The sequence below is a fragment of the Roseateles sp. FW301-B2 genome (assembly GCF_058788955.1).
The window spans coordinates 267959-282662 of the sequence record NZ_JBYTBE010000001.1 but is presented as its reverse complement, the minus strand read 5'-3'; the positions used below and the strand labels follow the sequence as shown (position 1 = coordinate 282662).

14 protein-coding genes are annotated in these 14704 nt (G+C 68.1%); 1 reads left to right on the top strand and 13 read right to left on the bottom strand.

Annotated elements, in window-relative coordinates; genetic code table 11:
• Positions 1-12 precede the first annotated feature (12 nt).
• The 13 genes from hfq to AC3WQY_RS01145 all read right to left on the bottom strand — a co-directional run bounded on the left by hfq (position 13) and on the right by AC3WQY_RS01145 (position 13716).
• Positions 13-258 carry an RNA chaperone Hfq gene (gene hfq / locus AC3WQY_RS01205; protein WP_285232912.1) on the bottom strand — a complete coding sequence of 82 codons (246 nt, stop codon included), beginning with the start codon at positions 256-258 and terminating at the stop codon, positions 13-15.
• Between the two features lie 76 nt (positions 259-334).
• Positions 335-1672, bottom strand: coding sequence for a ribosome biogenesis GTPase Der (gene der, locus AC3WQY_RS01200; RefSeq protein ID WP_492705127.1), 1338 nt, complete (start codon positions 1670-1672; stop codon positions 335-337).
• 48 nt (positions 1673-1720) lie between these two features.
• Entirely contained in the window at positions 1721-2857 is a 1137-nt protein-coding gene (gene bamB, locus AC3WQY_RS01195) for an outer membrane protein assembly factor BamB (RefSeq protein ID WP_492705125.1), read from the bottom strand.
• Positions 2854-3525, bottom strand: a complete 672-nt coding sequence (locus AC3WQY_RS01190) for a YfgM family protein (RefSeq protein WP_285232915.1) — start codon at positions 3523-3525, stop codon at positions 2854-2856. Before AC3WQY_RS01190 ends, bamB begins: the two co-directional genes overlap by 4 nt.
• A 54-nt stretch (positions 3526-3579) precedes the next feature.
• Positions 3580-4890 carry a histidine--tRNA ligase gene (gene hisS, locus AC3WQY_RS01185; protein ID WP_492705122.1) on the bottom strand — a complete coding sequence of 437 codons (1311 nt, stop codon included), beginning with the start codon at positions 4888-4890 and terminating at the stop codon, positions 3580-3582.
• A 2-nt stretch (positions 4891-4892) separates the two neighbouring features.
• Positions 4893-6176 carry a flavodoxin-dependent (E)-4-hydroxy-3-methylbut-2-enyl-diphosphate synthase gene (gene ispG, locus AC3WQY_RS01180; RefSeq protein ID WP_492705120.1) on the bottom strand — a complete coding sequence of 428 codons (1284 nt, stop codon included), beginning with the start codon at positions 6174-6176 and terminating at the stop codon, positions 4893-4895.
• Positions 6177-6215: 39 nt separating this feature from the next.
• Positions 6216-7181 (bottom strand): RodZ domain-containing protein, encoded by a 966-nt coding sequence (locus tag AC3WQY_RS01175; RefSeq protein ID WP_492705118.1) that lies wholly within the window; start codon positions 7179-7181, stop codon positions 6216-6218.
• 10 nt (positions 7182-7191) lie between these two features.
• Positions 7192-8013 (bottom strand): type IV pilus biogenesis/stability protein PilW, encoded by an 822-nt coding sequence (gene pilW, locus AC3WQY_RS01170; RefSeq protein ID WP_285232919.1) that lies wholly within the window; start codon positions 8011-8013, stop codon positions 7192-7194.
• A 23-nt stretch (positions 8014-8036) separates the two neighbouring features.
• Positions 8037-9158, bottom strand: coding sequence for a dual-specificity RNA methyltransferase RlmN (gene rlmN / locus AC3WQY_RS01165; protein ID WP_285232920.1), 1122 nt, complete (start codon positions 9156-9158; stop codon positions 8037-8039).
• A gap of 64 nt (positions 9159-9222) precedes the next feature.
• Positions 9223-9648, bottom strand: coding sequence for a nucleoside-diphosphate kinase (gene ndk / locus AC3WQY_RS01160; RefSeq protein WP_285232921.1), 426 nt, complete (start codon positions 9646-9648; stop codon positions 9223-9225).
• A 103-nt stretch (positions 9649-9751) separates the two neighbouring features.
• Complete coding sequence (locus AC3WQY_RS01155; protein WP_492705115.1) at positions 9752-11797, bottom strand: pseudouridine synthase; 2046 nt, start codon at positions 11795-11797, stop codon at positions 9752-9754.
• On the bottom strand, positions 11794-12528 hold the full coding sequence (scpB, locus tag AC3WQY_RS01150; protein WP_492705113.1) for an SMC-Scp complex subunit ScpB: 735 nt from the start codon (positions 12526-12528) through the stop codon (positions 11794-11796). The genes AC3WQY_RS01155 and scpB overlap by 4 nt, the downstream gene beginning before the upstream one ends.
• A gap of 246 nt (positions 12529-12774) precedes the next feature.
• A complete protein-coding gene (locus tag AC3WQY_RS01145; protein WP_492705111.1) occupies positions 12775-13716 on the bottom strand; it encodes an RluA family pseudouridine synthase in 942 nt (313 codons plus the stop codon).
• A 103-nt stretch (positions 13717-13819) separates the two neighbouring features.
• On the opposite strand from AC3WQY_RS01145, the gene AC3WQY_RS01140 reads away from it, so the two are divergent.
• Positions 13820-14677 (top strand): outer membrane protein assembly factor BamD, encoded by an 858-nt coding sequence (locus AC3WQY_RS01140; RefSeq protein ID WP_285232925.1) that lies wholly within the window; start codon positions 13820-13822, stop codon positions 14675-14677.
• Positions 14678-14704 lie beyond the last annotated feature (27 nt).

Genomic DNA, 14704 nt, shown 5'->3' with positions numbered 1-14704 from the left:
AGACTAGCGGCCTCAGGTAGTGGCTTCGGGGCTGTCGCTGGCGTGGAAGTTCACGGCACGGCCGGGCACCACGGTGGAGATGGCGTGCTTGTAGACCATTTGCGTCACGGTATTGCGCAGCAGCACCACGTACTGGTCAAAGGACTCGATATGCCCTTGCAGCTTGATGCCGTTGACCAGGTAGATGGACACCGGCACATGCTCCTTGCGCAGCAGGTTCAGGAAGGGATCTTGCAGGAGTTGTCCTTTGTTGCTCACGATATGCTCCGTGTTGTGAGAGAGGGTTGGAGAGCCGCCACCTTAACACAGGCGCGGGTTTCCCCGCGCTTGCGGCTCAGCTGTCTTTTTCGTCAAACGGATTCTTGGACGAGCGCAGCTCGATCTTCAGCGGCGTGCCGGTGAGCTTGTAATGGGCGCGGATGCGCCCTTCCAGGTAGCGCTTGTAGACCTCGGTGACATGGTCCAGCGAATTGCCGTGGATCACCACGATGGGCGGGTTCATGCCGCCCTGGTGCGCATAGCGCATCTTGGGCCTGAAATGGCCCACCTTCTTCGGCGTCTGATGCTGCACCGCCTCCTGCACCAGGCGGGTCAGCACCGGCGTGGTCATCTTCTTGTAGGCCGAGGCATAGGCGTCGGCCATGGCGTTCCACAGCGGGGCCAGGCCTTGCCGCTTGAGCGCCGAGATATGCAGGATGGTGGCGAACTTCAGGAAGCCCAGGCGCGTCTCGATCGAGCGCATCAGGGTCTCGCGCTGGTAGCTGTCCACCGCATCCCATTTGTTGATGGCCACCACCACGGCGCGGCCGCTGTCGAGGATGTAGCCGGCGATGTGCGCGTCCTGGTCGGTCACGCCCTGGGTGGCGTCGATCAGCAGCAGCACCACATTGGCGTCGGCAATCGCCTGCAGGGTCTTGACCACCGAGAACTTCTCGATCGCCTCGAACACCTTGCCCTTGCGGCGCAGGCCGGCGGTGTCGATGAGCTGGAACTTCTGGCCGTTGCGCTCGAAGGGCACGCTGATGGCATCGCGCGTGGTGCCCGGCATGTCGAAGGCCACCAGGCGCTCCTCGCCCAGCCAGGTGTTGATGAGGGTGCTCTTGCCCACATTCGGGCGGCCCGCCACGGCGATGCGGATGGTGGTCTCGTCCTCGGGGCCGGCACCGAACTCCTCGGCGCCATCGAAGCCCTCCAGCACCGCGTCCAGCAGGCTGCGGATGCCCTGGCCATGGGCGGCCGAGATCGGGTGCGGCTCGCCCAGGCCGAGCTCATGGAACTCGGCCAGCAGGGGCGAGTCGCTCATGCCCTCGGCCTTGTTGACGGCCAGGAAGATGCGCTTGTTGGCCTGGCGCAGATAACGCGCGATGTCCTGGTCCTGCCCGGACAGGCCGGTGCGGACATCCACCACGAACACCACCGCATCCGCCTCGGCCACGGCCTGGCGGGTCTGCTTGGCCATCTCCTTGACGATGCCGGTGGTGCTGTCGGGCTCGAAGCCGCCCGTGTCGATGCAGATGAACTCGCGGTCACCCAGGCGGCCATCGCCATAGTGCCGGTCGCGCGTGAGGCCGGCAAAGTCGGCCACGATGGCGTCCCGGCTCTTGGTGAGCCGGTTGAAGAGGGTGGACTTGCCCACATTGGGGCGGCCCACCAGGGCGATCACGGGTTTCATCTTGTTCTTCTTTTCAGCTAAGGGTACTGCTCAAGCGCTGACGGACGCTCACTCGGGCCGGAAGGCAAACAAGCCGCCGTTGCGCGTGGCCACCAGCAGCGTGGTGCCGGCCAGCACCGGCGCGCCGACGATGGGCGAACCATCGGTGGGCAGGCGCAGCTGGGTCTTGCCGGTCTCGCGCGAGATGAAGTGCAGCTGGCCTTCAAAGTCGCCGAACACGATCGTCGGCCCCTGCACCAGCGGGGTACTGAGCTTGCGGTTAAGGAACTGCTCGGCCGTCCACTGCACGTCGCCGTTACGGGTGTTCCAGGCGGTGATACGGTCCGAGGCATCGGCCGCCACCACCAGCTGGGCGTCGCCGCCCACGCCCTGGCTGCCGCCGACATTGCGGCTCCACAGCGTGGTGCCGCGGTCGGCATTGATGCAGGCCACGGCCGACTGGAAGGCGCGCGCGCAAATCAGCTCGCCGGTACGCACCGCGGGCGCGATCAGGTCGGCCAGGCGTTCCACCTCATTGGTGCCGCGCGGATTGGCCACGCTGGCCTCCCATTGCAGCGAGCCCTTGAGCGGGTCCACGCCGGCCATGCGGGCGCCCTGCCCCACCACCAGGGTGTCCTTGTAGCTGGTGATGACACCGGCCTGCGCCAGCGTCAAGGCGTCGCCGGGGCGGCGCAGCTCCCACAGGCGGCGGCCGTCCAGCGCGTCGAAGGCGTGCACCACGCGGTCCACCGTCAGCACGAAGACGCGCTCGCCCGCCACCAGCGGGGCGGTCGTCACCGGGGTCTTGAGCGCCTTGCGCCACAACACCTTGCCGGCATCCAGCAGCACCACCTCGTTGCCACGCGTCACCACCGCGGCAAAGCGGCCATCGCTGCCAACCCCGGCGCTGAGGCGCTCGCCCACTTCGGCACGCCACAGCAGCTGGCCGCTGCTGGCCTGCAAGGCCATCACCGCGCCGTCGGAACCGGCGACGAAGAATTGCTCGTTACGCGCCGTGATGGCGAGCGGGAACTGCACGCTGCCCACGCTGCTGGCCCAGACCTGGCGGCCGGCAATCTGCGGCGTGACGGTTTCCAGCGCGGCCGGCTTGGGCGCGTTGGAGGAACTGAAGATCGAGCAGCCACCCAGCAGGGCGAGGCTCAACACGGCGGCCAGGGGCGCGGCACGGCGGAATCGAATCATCATTGCGCCACCTTCTTGTCGGCATCGTCGGCCACGGCGACGCCGAGGCTGGCCAGCTTCACCTCCACCAGGCGGCGGTAGTCCAGGGTCTTGTCCAGCGCGGCATAGGCCTTCTGGAACTCGGCCTTGGCGACCTCAGGCTTGCCCTGCAGCAAGGCCAGATCGCCACGGCGGTCCGCCACCAGGGCGGCGAAATCGACCGACTTCACCGCGTCCAGGGTCTTGGCGGCTTCGTCGTACTGCTTGGCGTCCAGCTGCAGACCGGCCAGGCGCAGGCGCGCCAGATCGCGGTATTCATCGGCATTCGCGTTCGCGGCCGTCCATTCCAGGCTGGCACGGGCGTTGTCGGCCTGGCCCTTGTCGGCTTGCAACTTGGCGGCCAGCAGGGCGGCCTGGGCGGCATAGGTGGTGCGCGGGTGGCGGTCCTTCAGATCGGCGAACACGCGCGTCACCTTGTCCACCTCGCCGGCCTGGGCGGCGCGATCCAGTTCGTCGTACATGGCCGCGGCCTTGACGGCCTGGTCACGCTGCCACCAGCCCCAGCCGACCCAGCCGGCATAGGCGGCCAGTGCCAGGGTCAGCACCCAGGTGATGAGATTGCCGTAGCTGTTCCAGAACGCCTTCAGCTGGTCCAGCTGTTCCTGTTCTTCCAGATCGAGATGAGACGCCATGTGGAATCGTTCTATTGCAAGAGAGAGGGAAAGAAAGGGAAAACCGAGCCGCGATTATGCGTTGCGCAGCTCATGCGCCCAGCTCGTCACATCGGCGAGCGGGCGGGTGACTTGCTGGGCCTGGGCATCGCGCAGCGGCTTGATCGCCACCAGGCCCTGGGCCAGCTCGTCTTCGCCGAAGATCAGGGCCACGCGCGCGCCGCTGCCATCGGCCTTCTTGAACTGCGACTTCATGCTGCTCTGGCCGGGGTGCATCACCACCGCCACGCCGGCGGCACGCAGCGCCTCCAGCGCCACCATCACCTGCGCCAGGCCCTGCGTCGAGGGCACGATGGCGTAGGCATCGGGCACCGGCGCGTCCGGCGCCACGCCCACCTCCTCCAGCAGCAACAGCATGCGCTCGAAGCCCATGCCGAAACCCACTGCCGGCGCGGGCTTGCCGCCCAGCTGTTCGATCAGCCCGTCGTAGCGGCCGCCGCCGCACACCGTGCCCTGCGAACCCAGTTTGTCGGTGACCCACTCGAACACGGTGAGGTTGTAATAGTCCAGGCCGCGCACCAGGCGCGGGTTGATGCGGTAGGCCACGCCTGCCGCATCGAGGATGGCGCGCACGCCCATGAAATGCGCCAGCGAGGCCTCGCCCAGGAAGTCCAGCAACTTGGGCGCGGCGTTGGCCATCTCCTGCAGGGCCGGGTTCTTGGTGTCCAGCACGCGCAGCGGGTTGGTGTAGAGGCGGCGCTGGCTGTCCTCGTCGAGCAGCTCCTTGTGCTGTTCCAGATGGGCGATCAGCGCCTCGCGGTGCGCGCGGCGCTCGGCCACCTCGCCCAGGCAGTTCAGCTCGAGCGTGAAATGCTCGCCGTCCACCAGGCCCAGCTCGCGCAGCAGCCGGCTGCCCATCAGGATCACCTCGGCGTCGACATCCGGGCCGGCAAAGCCCAGCGCCTCGACACCCATCTGGTGGAACTGGCGGTAGCGCCCCTTCTGCGGCTTCTCGCGGCGGAACATCGGGCCGAAGTAATAGAGGCGGCGGCCCGAGTCGCGCAGGAAGGAATGCTCGGTCATGGCGCGCACCACGCCCGCCGTCATCTCGGGGCGCAGCGCCAGATGCTCGGCCTGGCCATGCTTGTCCGCCCGGTCCTCGAAGGCGTACATCTCCTTCTCGACGATGTCGGTGACCTCGCCGATGCCGCGCACGAACAGCGCGGTCGGCTCGACGATGGGGGTGCGCACATTCTGGTAGCCATAGCGCTGCAGCACGCTGCGCATCTTGGCCTCTAGCCATTCCCAACGCGCCGATTCCGGCGGCAGGATGTCGTTCATGCCCTTGACGGCCTGCAAGGGCTGCAACTTCTTTTGCTCAGTCATTCTCAAACGGCGACGCCGAAGCGCTTCTCAATGTAGTTCTCGACCAGGGCGTGAAACTCGCTGGCGATGTTCTCGCCGCGCAGGGTCAGGGCCTTCTGGCCATCGATGAAGACGGGGGCGGCGGGCGCCTCGCCGGTGCCGGGCAGGCTGATGCCGATGTCGGCATGCTTGCTCTCGCCCGGGCCGTTGACGATGCAGCCCATCACCGCCACCTTCATGTTCTCGACGCCCGGGTACTTGCTGCGCCAGACCGGCATCTGCTCGCGCAGATAGTCGTCGATCTGCTTGGCCAGCTCCTGGAAGGTGGTGCTGGTGGTGCGGCCGCAACCGGGGCAGGCCGTCACGCTGGGATTGAAGGCGCGCAGCCCCAGCGACTGCAGGATCTCCAGCGCCACCACCACCTCCTGGGTGCGGGCCTCGCCGGGCTGCGGCGTGAGCGAGACGCGGATGGTGTCGCCAATGCCTTCCTGCAGCAGGATGGAGAGCGCCGTGGCCGAGGCCACCGTGCCCTTGGTGCCCATGCCGGCCTCGGTCAGACCCAGGTGCAGGGCGTAGTCGCAGCGCGCGCTGAGCGCACGGTAGACCGAAATCAGGTCCTGCACGCCGCTGACCTTGCAGCTGATGATGATGTTGTCAGGGTTCATGCCCAGCTCGCGGGCATAGTCGGCCGAGGACAGCGCCGACTGGATCAGCGCCTGGTACATCACCTGCTGGCCATCCCAGGGCTCGGCACGCTGTGCGTTCTCGTCCATCATCTGGGCCAGCAGCTCCTGGTCCAGGCTGCCCCAGTTGACGCCGATGCGCACCACCTTGTCGTAGCGGATGGCGGCCTCGATCATCTGCGCGAACTGGCGGTCGCGCTTGTCGCCCTTGCCCACATTGCCGGGGTTGATGCGGTATTTGGAGAGGGCCTGGGCCATCTCGGGATACTCGGTCAGCAGCCGATGGCCGTTGTAGTGGAAGTCGCCCACCAGGGGCACATCGATGCCCATGCGGTCCAGCTGGGCGCGGATATGCGGCACCGCCTCGGCGGCCTCGGGCGTGTTGACGGTGATGCGCACAAGCTCCGAGCCCGCCACCGCCAGCTCCTTGATCTGGATGGCGGTGCCGATCACGTCCACCGTGTCGGTATTGGTCATGGACTGCACGCGCACCGGCGCATCGCCACCTATGGTCACCACGCGCGCACCCCAGCGCACGCTGGCCTGGCGGGTCAAACGGCGACCCGGGCGCGCGGCGGCAATGGCCACGGCAGCGGGATTCAGGGGCTTCTGCTCATCACTCATCGTCGGTCGGGCCGCGGGCCCTGCTCTCTTCGTCCAGATTCAGTTCAGCTCGAAGCGCGCCACGTTGTCGCGCGCCTGCGCCAGCAGGTCCACCGGCTTGCCCTTGTAGCTCAGCTCGGTGCCGGCCACGTTGCCGATGCGCAGCTTCAGCGGCAGCTGGCCGCCCAGCTCGGCCTGTTCACCGGCGCGCAACACGCGCGACAGCAAGACCTGACCCTTGGCATCCACCACCTCGACCCAGGAGTCGGCACGGGTGTGGATGTGCAGGGGCGTGGCGGCAGCGGCAGCCGCATCGGCCACCATCACCGGAGCCGGCACGGCCTGCGCCAGCGGCGCGGGGGCGGCGCCCTGCTCCGCGGGCACCGAAGCGTTCGGCACCGCCAGTGGCTGTGCGGCCTCTTGCAGCACCGGCGCCGGCGCCGGCTCGGGCTGGCCGGGCAGGCTCGCCGCGGGGCCGGCCGTGGGGCTGGTCGCGGCGTTCGTTGCGGTGTTCGTCGTCGTGCTCGATACCGCGGTTTCGGCCCGCTCGGTCAGCGCCGTCAGCCAGGCACCGGGCACCAGGTAGACCAGGGCCGCCGCCAACAGCAGCCCGACCGTACCCAGCACCACCGGCCGCTTGAGCAGGTCCAGCGACAGGCCCTCCTCGCGCACCGAGCGGTCGCGGAAGGGCTGATTCAGGCCGCGCGTGACGCGCTCGAGCCCCGGCTCGTTGCCCTTGGGCAGCAGGGCCAGCACGGGCGCCGCATCCGTCTTGAGCGCACGGCACATCGCCGTGGCCAGGGCGCGGGCAAAGGTGGCGTCGGGCAGGTCCTGGAGGCGATCCGCTTCCAGCGCCTCCAGCTTGGCCTGCGGCACCTTGAGCATCGCGGCCAGCGCGGCGATGTGCAGCCCGCGGGCACGGCGCGCGGCCTGCAGGGCGGCGCCCGCGGTGAGCGGCGCACCAGCCACGCTAGGCACGGCAGGCGCAGACACCGGCGGGGCCTCGTCGGTCACCATGGAAGTCATGCGATGTCCCTCATTCATCGTATCGACCGCTGTTCAGGGCCGCGACCTCGGCCGACTGCGGATAGCGTCGGCGCAGTTGCTGGCCCAGATCCTCCACGCTCGCGGTATTGCCGAGGCGGCGTTCCACGCGCAGCTCCAGCCAGAGGCTGGAGGCGTTGATCTGTTCGGCCTGGGCGTTGACGCGCCGCACATAGAAGCGCGCGCGGTCCAGCTGGCCCAGGCGCAGCAGCACCTCGGCCAGGTTCACCGACACCGCCGGATTGGCGGGCTCGAGCTCGAAGGCCTTGGCGAGGCTGCGTTCGGCATCGTTGAGCTGGCCGGCGCGCGCCTCGCACACGCCGCGCGCCAGCAGGGTGCGGCTCGGGAAACGGTACTGCGGCTGGGCCAGGGCGGCCTCAAACTGCGCGCTGGCGGCCTGCCAGCGCTCGCGCTGGCACAGGAACCAGCCGTAGTTGTGCGCCGTGTCGGCATCCTTGGGCGCCAGGCTGAGGGCCCTCTTGAAGCCCTCTTCGGCCAGCTCGGGCTCGCCCATGGCGGCAAAGATCAGGCTGCGTAGATTGATGGCCTCGGTCATGCCGGGCTTGGCCTGCAGGGCCAGCTTGACCTCGTCCAGCGCGGTGCTGTACTGGCCGCGCGAGAAATAGCCACCGGCCAGCTCCAGGCGCACGTTGGCGCGCCGGTCGGCATCGGTCTGGTCGCTTTCCGTGCGCGGCTCCTGGCCGTTGTTGCCGGCCACGCCGGCACAGCCGCCCAAGGCGGCCAGTGCGGCCAGGGCCAGGCCCGCCAGCAAGGGCGTGACGCCGGAAGAGATGCGCTGCATCGAAGAGGCCATGTGCTTACCGTCTGAGTGGTGGACTAGGAGGACTTGCCAGCACCATTCTTGACCACAACCGGCGCGCGCACCATGCGTACATGCGCGCGGGTGCGATCCTGCACCTCGCCGGCCAACTGGCCGCAGGCGGCATCGATATCGTCACCGCGCGTCTTGCGCACGGTGGTGACGATGCCGGCCTTGATCAGCACCTCGGCAAAAGCCATCACGCGCTCGCGCGGCGAACGCTTCAGCCCCGAGGCCGGGAAGGGGTTGAAGGGAATCAGGTTGATCTTGCACGAGACATGGCCGCGCAGCAGCTTGACCAGCTCCTGCGCCTGCTCGGGCGTGTCGTTCACACCATCGAGCATGCAGTACTCGAAGGTGATGAAGTCGCGCGGCGCCTTGTCCAGATAGCGGTTGCAGGCGTCCAGCAACTCGGCGATCGGGTATTTCTTGTTGAGCGGCACGAGCTGGTCGCGCAGTGCATCGGTGGGCGCATGCAGCGACACCGCCAGCGCCACCGGGCAATCCTCGCGCAGGCGGTCGATCATCGGCACCACGCCCGAGGTGGAGACGGTGACGCGGCGGCGCGAGAGGCCGTAGCCATGGTCGTCCAGCATCACGCGCAGGGCCGGCACCAGGGCGCCGTAGTTCTGCAGCGGCTCGCCCATGCCCATCATCACCACATTGGAGATGACACGCTCCTGGGTATTCAGGCGCTTGCGCAGGCTGTGCTCGGCATACCAGAGCTGGGCGACGATTTCGGAGGTCTCGAGATTGCGGCTGAAACCCTGGTGGCCGGTGGAGCAGAAGCGGCATCCCACGGCGCAACCCGCCTGGCTGGATACGCACAGCGTGCCACGGTCGTCCTCGGGAATGAACACCGCCTCGACGGCATTGCCCTGCCCCACGTCGAACAGCCACTTGACCGTGCCGTCGGCGGAGAGGTGCTCGGAGATCACCGGCAGCGCCGTGATATGCGCCCGGCCGGCCAGCTTGTCGCGCAGCGACTTGGCCAGATCGGACATCTGCGCAAAGTCAGATGCCCCTTTTTGATGGATCCAGCGAAACAGCTGGGTGGCGCGAAAGCGCTTTTCCCCCAGCTGCTCGCAGTACGCAGCCAAGCCTTCGAGATCGAATCCAAGCAGGTTGACCGCGTCCATGTGTGTGCCCCTTCTCGTCAATGCTGGCCTCTTGAGGCCAGCGCGACAAGAGGCGATTCGCCGATCAGCGGCTGTAAACGTTCATGCCGGGGAAGAAGAATGCAATCTCCACGGCGGCGGTTTCAGCGGCGTCCGAGCCGTGCACGGCGTTGGCGTCGATGCTGTCGGCGAAATCGGCACGGATGGTGCCCTTCTCGGCCTTCTTCGGGTCGGTGGCGCCCATCAGGTCACGGTGCTTCAGGATGGCGTTCTCGCCTTCCAGCGCCTGGATCATGACGGGACCGGAGATCATGAAGTTGACCAGGTCGTTGAAGAAGGGGCGTGCCTTGTGCACGGCGTAGAAGGCCTCGGCCTCGCCACGCGAGAGGTGGGCCATCTTGGCGGCCACGATCTTCAGGCCAGCGCCTTCGAAGCGGCTGTAGATCTGACCGATGACATTCTTGGCCACGGCATCAGGCTTGATGATGGAAAGGGTGCGTTCGATAGCCATGGTTTTTCTCCTGAAATCTGAGGCTTGGCAAAGCCTTGCATTGTACTGTGTGAAGTTGCGGGCCTGATGTCAGCCTGACGCAGGCCCGTCAACGGATGCTTGTTCAGCGATGGCGACCGCCACCGCCCGAGCGACCGCCGCCGCTACCGGAACGGCCGCCACCGCCGCCGCCACCACCACCGCGGCGTCCGCCACGGCCGTGGAAGGCATCGGCGCCGATATAGCCCACCGAGGTCTGCATCGGGTCGGGCTGGCGCGGGCCGTCGCCGGCCTTGCCCGGGCCCTTGCCGCCGCGCGGCTCGCCACCGCCACCACCACCACGGGGGCCGCTGCCGCCATGGCCGAAGCCCTGCGGGAAACCGCGCGACTTGCCGGCGAAGCGCCGGTCGAAGGTCTGCTCGAGCGGGTTGACGTTGCGCGGGATGAAGTCGTCGTCCTGGTCGTCGCGGTCGGCACCGCTGTCGCGGTTGTCGACATAGCGTTCCTCGCGCGGCGCGCGCTCCGGGCGCTCCGGCCGGTCCGGCCGATCGCCAGGACGCTCGGGCCGGTCCGGGCGGCTGGGGCGTGGCCCCACGCCGGCATGGCGGCCGTCGGCGCGGCGGTTGTTGTTACCGCGCTGCTGCTTGTCATTGCGATCGTTGCCGCGCTGCGGACCGCGCTCGCCGCGCTCGGCACCACGCTCGCCACGTTCACCGCGCTCGCCGCGGTTCTCGCGCACATGGCCAGCCAGGCCGCGGATCACGCGCACATCGTTGTCGTCCAGTTCCACCCAGACGCCGCGCTTGAGGCCGCGCGGCAGCACCACGGTGCCGTAGCGGATGCGGATCAGGCGGCTCACCGCCAGGCCCACGGCGTCGAAGAGCTTGCGCACCTCGCGGTTGCGGCCCTCGGTGATGATGACGCGGTACCAGTGGTTGGCACCCTCGCCGCCGCCATCCTCGATGCTCTTGAAACTGGCGGCCTGGCCGTCGATCTCCACGCCGCTGAGCAGCTTGGCGCGTTGCTCGTCGGTCAGCGTGCCCAGCACGCGCACCGCGTACTCGCGCTCCACGCCGAAGCGCGGGTGCATCAGCTGGTTGGCCAGCTCACCCGAGTTGGTGAACAGCAGCAGGCCTTCGGTATTCAGATCCAGGCGCCCCACCGATTGCCACTTGCCCTGGTAGAGCTTGGGCAGACGGCGGAACACCGTCGGGCGACCCTCGGGGTCGTTGTGGGTGACCACCTCACCGGCGGGCTTGTGATAGGCAATGATGCGCGGCGCCGGCGGCGAGATGCGCACCTTGATCGGCTTGCCGGCCACGCTGACGCGGTCACCGAAGGAGATGCGCTGACCGATGTGAGCGACCTCGTCGTTCACCGTGATTTTGCCCTCGGCAATCATGTCCTCGATGTCGCGGCGCGAGCCGACGCCGGCCTGCGCCAGCACCTTCTGCAGCTTGGGCGCATCGGGTTCGGGTGCGAGCACGCGCTTGGTGTCCTGCACCTCTTCCTCGATCTCCTCGACCGGCGCGTTCTCGTCGTACTCGCCGGCCAGCACCTGGGCAAAGCGCTCGCCCACCTCGGCCAGCACCTGCTCGGGGGCCGCCTCGGCCTGGACGCGCGGGGCGTCGGCACGCGGTGCGCCCTCGTCCGCCTCGCCGCCACGGCCGCGACGATTGCGGCGGCGGTTGCGCCCCTGGCGCTGCTCGCCATCCTGGGCGTCTTGACCTTCCTCACCAGCCCCAGCACCCTCAACGCCCTCGGCGGCCGACTCGGCAGGCACGGGCTCGGCCGGTGCCAAGTCCAACTGCACCGGCGCGGCGACGGTGGGCTGCACCGCCACCTCGGCGGCCGGCGCTTCGGCGGCGGCCGTCTTGCGCGGAGCGCGGCGCTTGGGCGCCTCGGCAGGCGAGGCCTCGGTCACCGGCTCGGCCAGCGGCTCAAGCGCCGGAGCGAGGGCCGGTTCGTCGGTCAGCACATCGGCCTTCTTGGCGGCCGTCTTGCGCGGCGCGCGTGGCTTCACCGGCTTGGCTTCGGCCTCGGCGGCCACAGCGGCCGCCTCGGCACCCTCAACCGGCTTGGCGCGGGCCGGTGCGCGCTTGCGCTTGGGCGCCTCGGCTGCCTCGGGAACGCCGCCTTCGGGCTTGGGATCGGTGTCGTTGGAATTCATGCGTCGCTTTGCACCTTGTCGGTGGCCTCAGACTCGGGAGCCGGCGGGGCCGGTTCGGATGCGGGCTCATGCCCGGCAGCTAGCTCGGGCACAGGCACGCCTGGGGATTCTTCGGCGGCAGCGGCGACCTGAGGGTCGGCCGCGCCGGGTTCTTGTACTGTCTCTTCGTCCAGCAAGGAGGCCTGCGCCACCTGCGCCAGGGCCTCGGCCTGGTCGCTGCCGGTCAATTCCAGCGCCGGCAGTTGTTCCAGGCTGGCCAGACCGAGGTCATCCAGGAACTGCGTCGTCGTTGCATACAGGGCCGGCCGGCCGGGCGCTTCCCGGTGGCCGATCACTTCAATCCAGCTGCGGTCTTCCAGCTGCTTGATGATCTCGGTCGAGACCACCACGCCGCGGATGTCCTCGATGTCGCCACGCGTCACCGGTTGCCGGTAGGCAATGATGGCCAGGGTCTCCATCACGGCCCGCGAGTAACGGCGCGGCTTTTCCGGATTCAGCCGGTCCAGGTACTCGCGCAGCTCGGGTCGGCTCTGGAAACGCCATCCCGAGGCCACCGTCACCAACTCCACGCCACGCCCGTCCCAATCTCGGCACAACTCGTCCAGCAGCGTGCGCAGACTGTCCGCGCCGATCTCATCGGCAAACAGGACACGCATCTCGCGCAAGGTCAGCGGTTGCTGCGCGCAGATGAGTGCAGTCTCGAGGACGCGTTTTGCATCCTGTGTATTCATCGACTGTTATGCCTGTCCCGACCTTGAGGTCGAGCGTTGTCACGGTCTATCGCCATTTGCGGGGCGTCGGATAGTCAGTGGGGCCGGTCAGGGCCTGCGATGCTGGGGCTGAGCGTGCGCCCTCACGGACGCATGACGACTCAGATACTGCCCGGCTGTTCGGCGCCACCGGGTCACTAGAGCCCCCGGTGCTGGCGCACGCAGCGTCAACGATGGCGCGATTGTAGCCTTGTTGCGGGCGGACGGTCAGAACTCCGGTGCGGGCAAGCCGGCAAGAGCCCAGGCGGATGCCAAATCCTGTGGCAATTGCGCATCAAAGCGCAGGGCCTCGCCACTGATCGGATGGGCAAAGCTCAGCCGTGCCGCATGCAGGGCCTGGCGCTTCATGCCCAAGGCGGGCGCGCCGCCGTAGAGGGCGTCGGCCACCAGCGGAAAGCCCCGCGAGGCCAGATGCACGCGGATCTGGTGGGTGCGCCCGCTGTGCAGGACGCAATGCAGGGCCGAGATGCCTTCGGACCAGCCGAGGCAGAACACGTCGGTGCGCGAGGGCTTGCCGCTGGCCACCACGGCCATCTTCACGCGCGAGACCGGGTCGCGCGCCAGCGGAGCCTCGATCACCAGGCTCTCGGGCACCCGCCCCGCGGCCAGCGCCAGGTACTCCCGATGCACCTCGCGCGCCGCAATCATGCGCGACAGCGCCGTCACCGCCGCCAGCGTCTTGCCCACAACCATCAGGCCCGAGGTGTCCTTGTCCAGGCGATGCACGATGCCGGCACGCGGCAGCGCCGCGGCCGGAGCGTGATGCGCCAGCAGCCCGTTCATGATGGTGCCCGACCAATTGCCGGCAGCCGGGTGCACCACCACGCCCGCGGGCTTGTTGAGCACCAGCACATGCTCGTCCTCGAACACCACCTGCAGGTCCATGGGCTCGGCACGGAAGGCCTTGCTTTCCTCGGTGGGCTGCAGGCTCACCAGCACCTGCTGGCCGGCGCGCAGCTTCTGCGCGGCCGAGGTGGCCTGCACGCCATTCACGCTGACGCAGGCGCGCTCGATCAGGCCCTGCAGATGGTTGCGCGAGAACTCCGGCGCCAGCTGCACGAGGAATTTGTCGAGGCGCTGCAGGTGCCAGCCCTCGTCCACCTGCGCGACGCGCGTCTCCACCTCGACGTCGGCCTCAACCGCATCCATTTCGTCCAGGCCTGAGCCTTCATCTACAGGCAAGGCCTGAACCATATAATCGCCGCTCCGTATTCAGCTGAAGGTGGCGCCCATGCGCCAACCTGTGGGGACCATGATCGAAAACTGGGTGAAGAAGCGTCACGCGACGCCGGTGTCTGCTGGCCCCAAGGGACGCCGAAGCGCTGCTCTACTGGCCGCCGTGCTGGCCCTTGGCCTGGCGGCCTGCTCCTCGTCTCCCAAGGACGATCCCAATTCCCAGGCCAGCCTGGACAAATTGTACGCAGAGGCCAAGGAAGATATTGCCGGCGGCAGCTACGAGCGCGCCATCAAGTCGCTGGAGCGCATCGAAGGCCGTGCCGCTGGCACCCTGATGGCACAGCAGGCCCAGCTCGATCTGGCCTGGGCCTACTACAAGAGCGGCGAGCGCGCCCAAGCCGTCAGCACGCTGGATCGCTTCATCAAGCTCAACCCCTCCAGCCCGGCGATGGACTACGCGCTCTACATGAAGGGCGTGGTCAACTTCAACGAAGACCTGGGCCTGTTCGGCCGCATCGCGCGCCAGGACGTCACCGAGCGCGACCAGCAGGCCTCGCGCGACGCCCTGCAGGCCTTCCGCCAGGTGGTGGACCAATTCCCGGAGTCCCGGTACGCCGAGGATGCGCGGGTGCGCGTGGACTTCATCACCAACAGCCTGGCCGACTACGAAGTGCATGTGGCGCGCTACTACTTCAAGCGCGGCGCCTATGTGGCGGCGGCCAACCGTGCCCAGCAGGCGATGCAGGAATTCCAGTACGCCCCGGCGGTGGAGGAAGCGCTCTACATCCTGACGCAGAGCTACGACAGGCTGGGCCTGGCGCCGCTGCGCGACGATGCCGCGCGCGTGCTCAAGGCCAACTTCCCCAACAGCGCCTATCTGGCGGGCGGCCTGGAGGCGCGCGCCAAGAACAAGGCGTGGTGGCAGTTCTGGTAAGCAGGGCCTGCATGCATGGCCCTTGGG

Coding starts and splice junctions, on each gene's coding strand:
- AC3WQY_RS01155 (WP_492705115.1), bottom strand. CDS start 11,797: ATGAATTCCAACGACACCGATCCCAAGCCCGAAGGCGGCGTTCCCGAG.
- pilW (WP_285232919.1), bottom strand. CDS start 8,013: ATGGCCTCTTCGATGCAGCGCATCTCTTCCGGCGTCACGCCCTTGCTG.
- ndk (WP_285232921.1), bottom strand. CDS start 9,648: ATGGCTATCGAACGCACCCTTTCCATCATCAAGCCTGATGCCGTGGCC.
- scpB (WP_492705113.1), bottom strand. CDS start 12,528: ATGAATACACAGGATGCAAAACGCGTCCTCGAGACTGCACTCATCTGC.
- bamB (WP_492705125.1), bottom strand. CDS start 2,857: ATGATGATTCGATTCCGCCGTGCCGCGCCCCTGGCCGCCGTGTTGAGC.
- AC3WQY_RS01175 (WP_492705118.1), bottom strand. CDS start 7,181: ATGACTTCCATGGTGACCGACGAGGCCCCGCCGGTGTCTGCGCCTGCC.
- rlmN (WP_285232920.1), bottom strand. CDS start 9,158: ATGGACGCGGTCAACCTGCTTGGATTCGATCTCGAAGGCTTGGCTGCG.
- AC3WQY_RS01190 (WP_285232915.1), bottom strand. CDS start 3,525: ATGGCGTCTCATCTCGATCTGGAAGAACAGGAACAGCTGGACCAGCTG.
- hisS (WP_492705122.1), bottom strand. CDS start 4,890: ATGACTGAGCAAAAGAAGTTGCAGCCCTTGCAGGCCGTCAAGGGCATG.
- ispG (WP_492705120.1), bottom strand. CDS start 6,176: ATGAGTGATGAGCAGAAGCCCCTGAATCCCGCTGCCGTGGCCATTGCC.
- AC3WQY_RS01140 (WP_285232925.1), top strand. CDS start 13,820: ATGATCGAAAACTGGGTGAAGAAGCGTCACGCGACGCCGGTGTCTGCT.
- AC3WQY_RS01145 (WP_492705111.1), bottom strand. CDS start 13,716: ATGGATGCGGTTGAGGCCGACGTCGAGGTGGAGACGCGCGTCGCGCAG.
- der (WP_492705127.1), bottom strand. CDS start 1,672: ATGAAACCCGTGATCGCCCTGGTGGGCCGCCCCAATGTGGGCAAGTCC.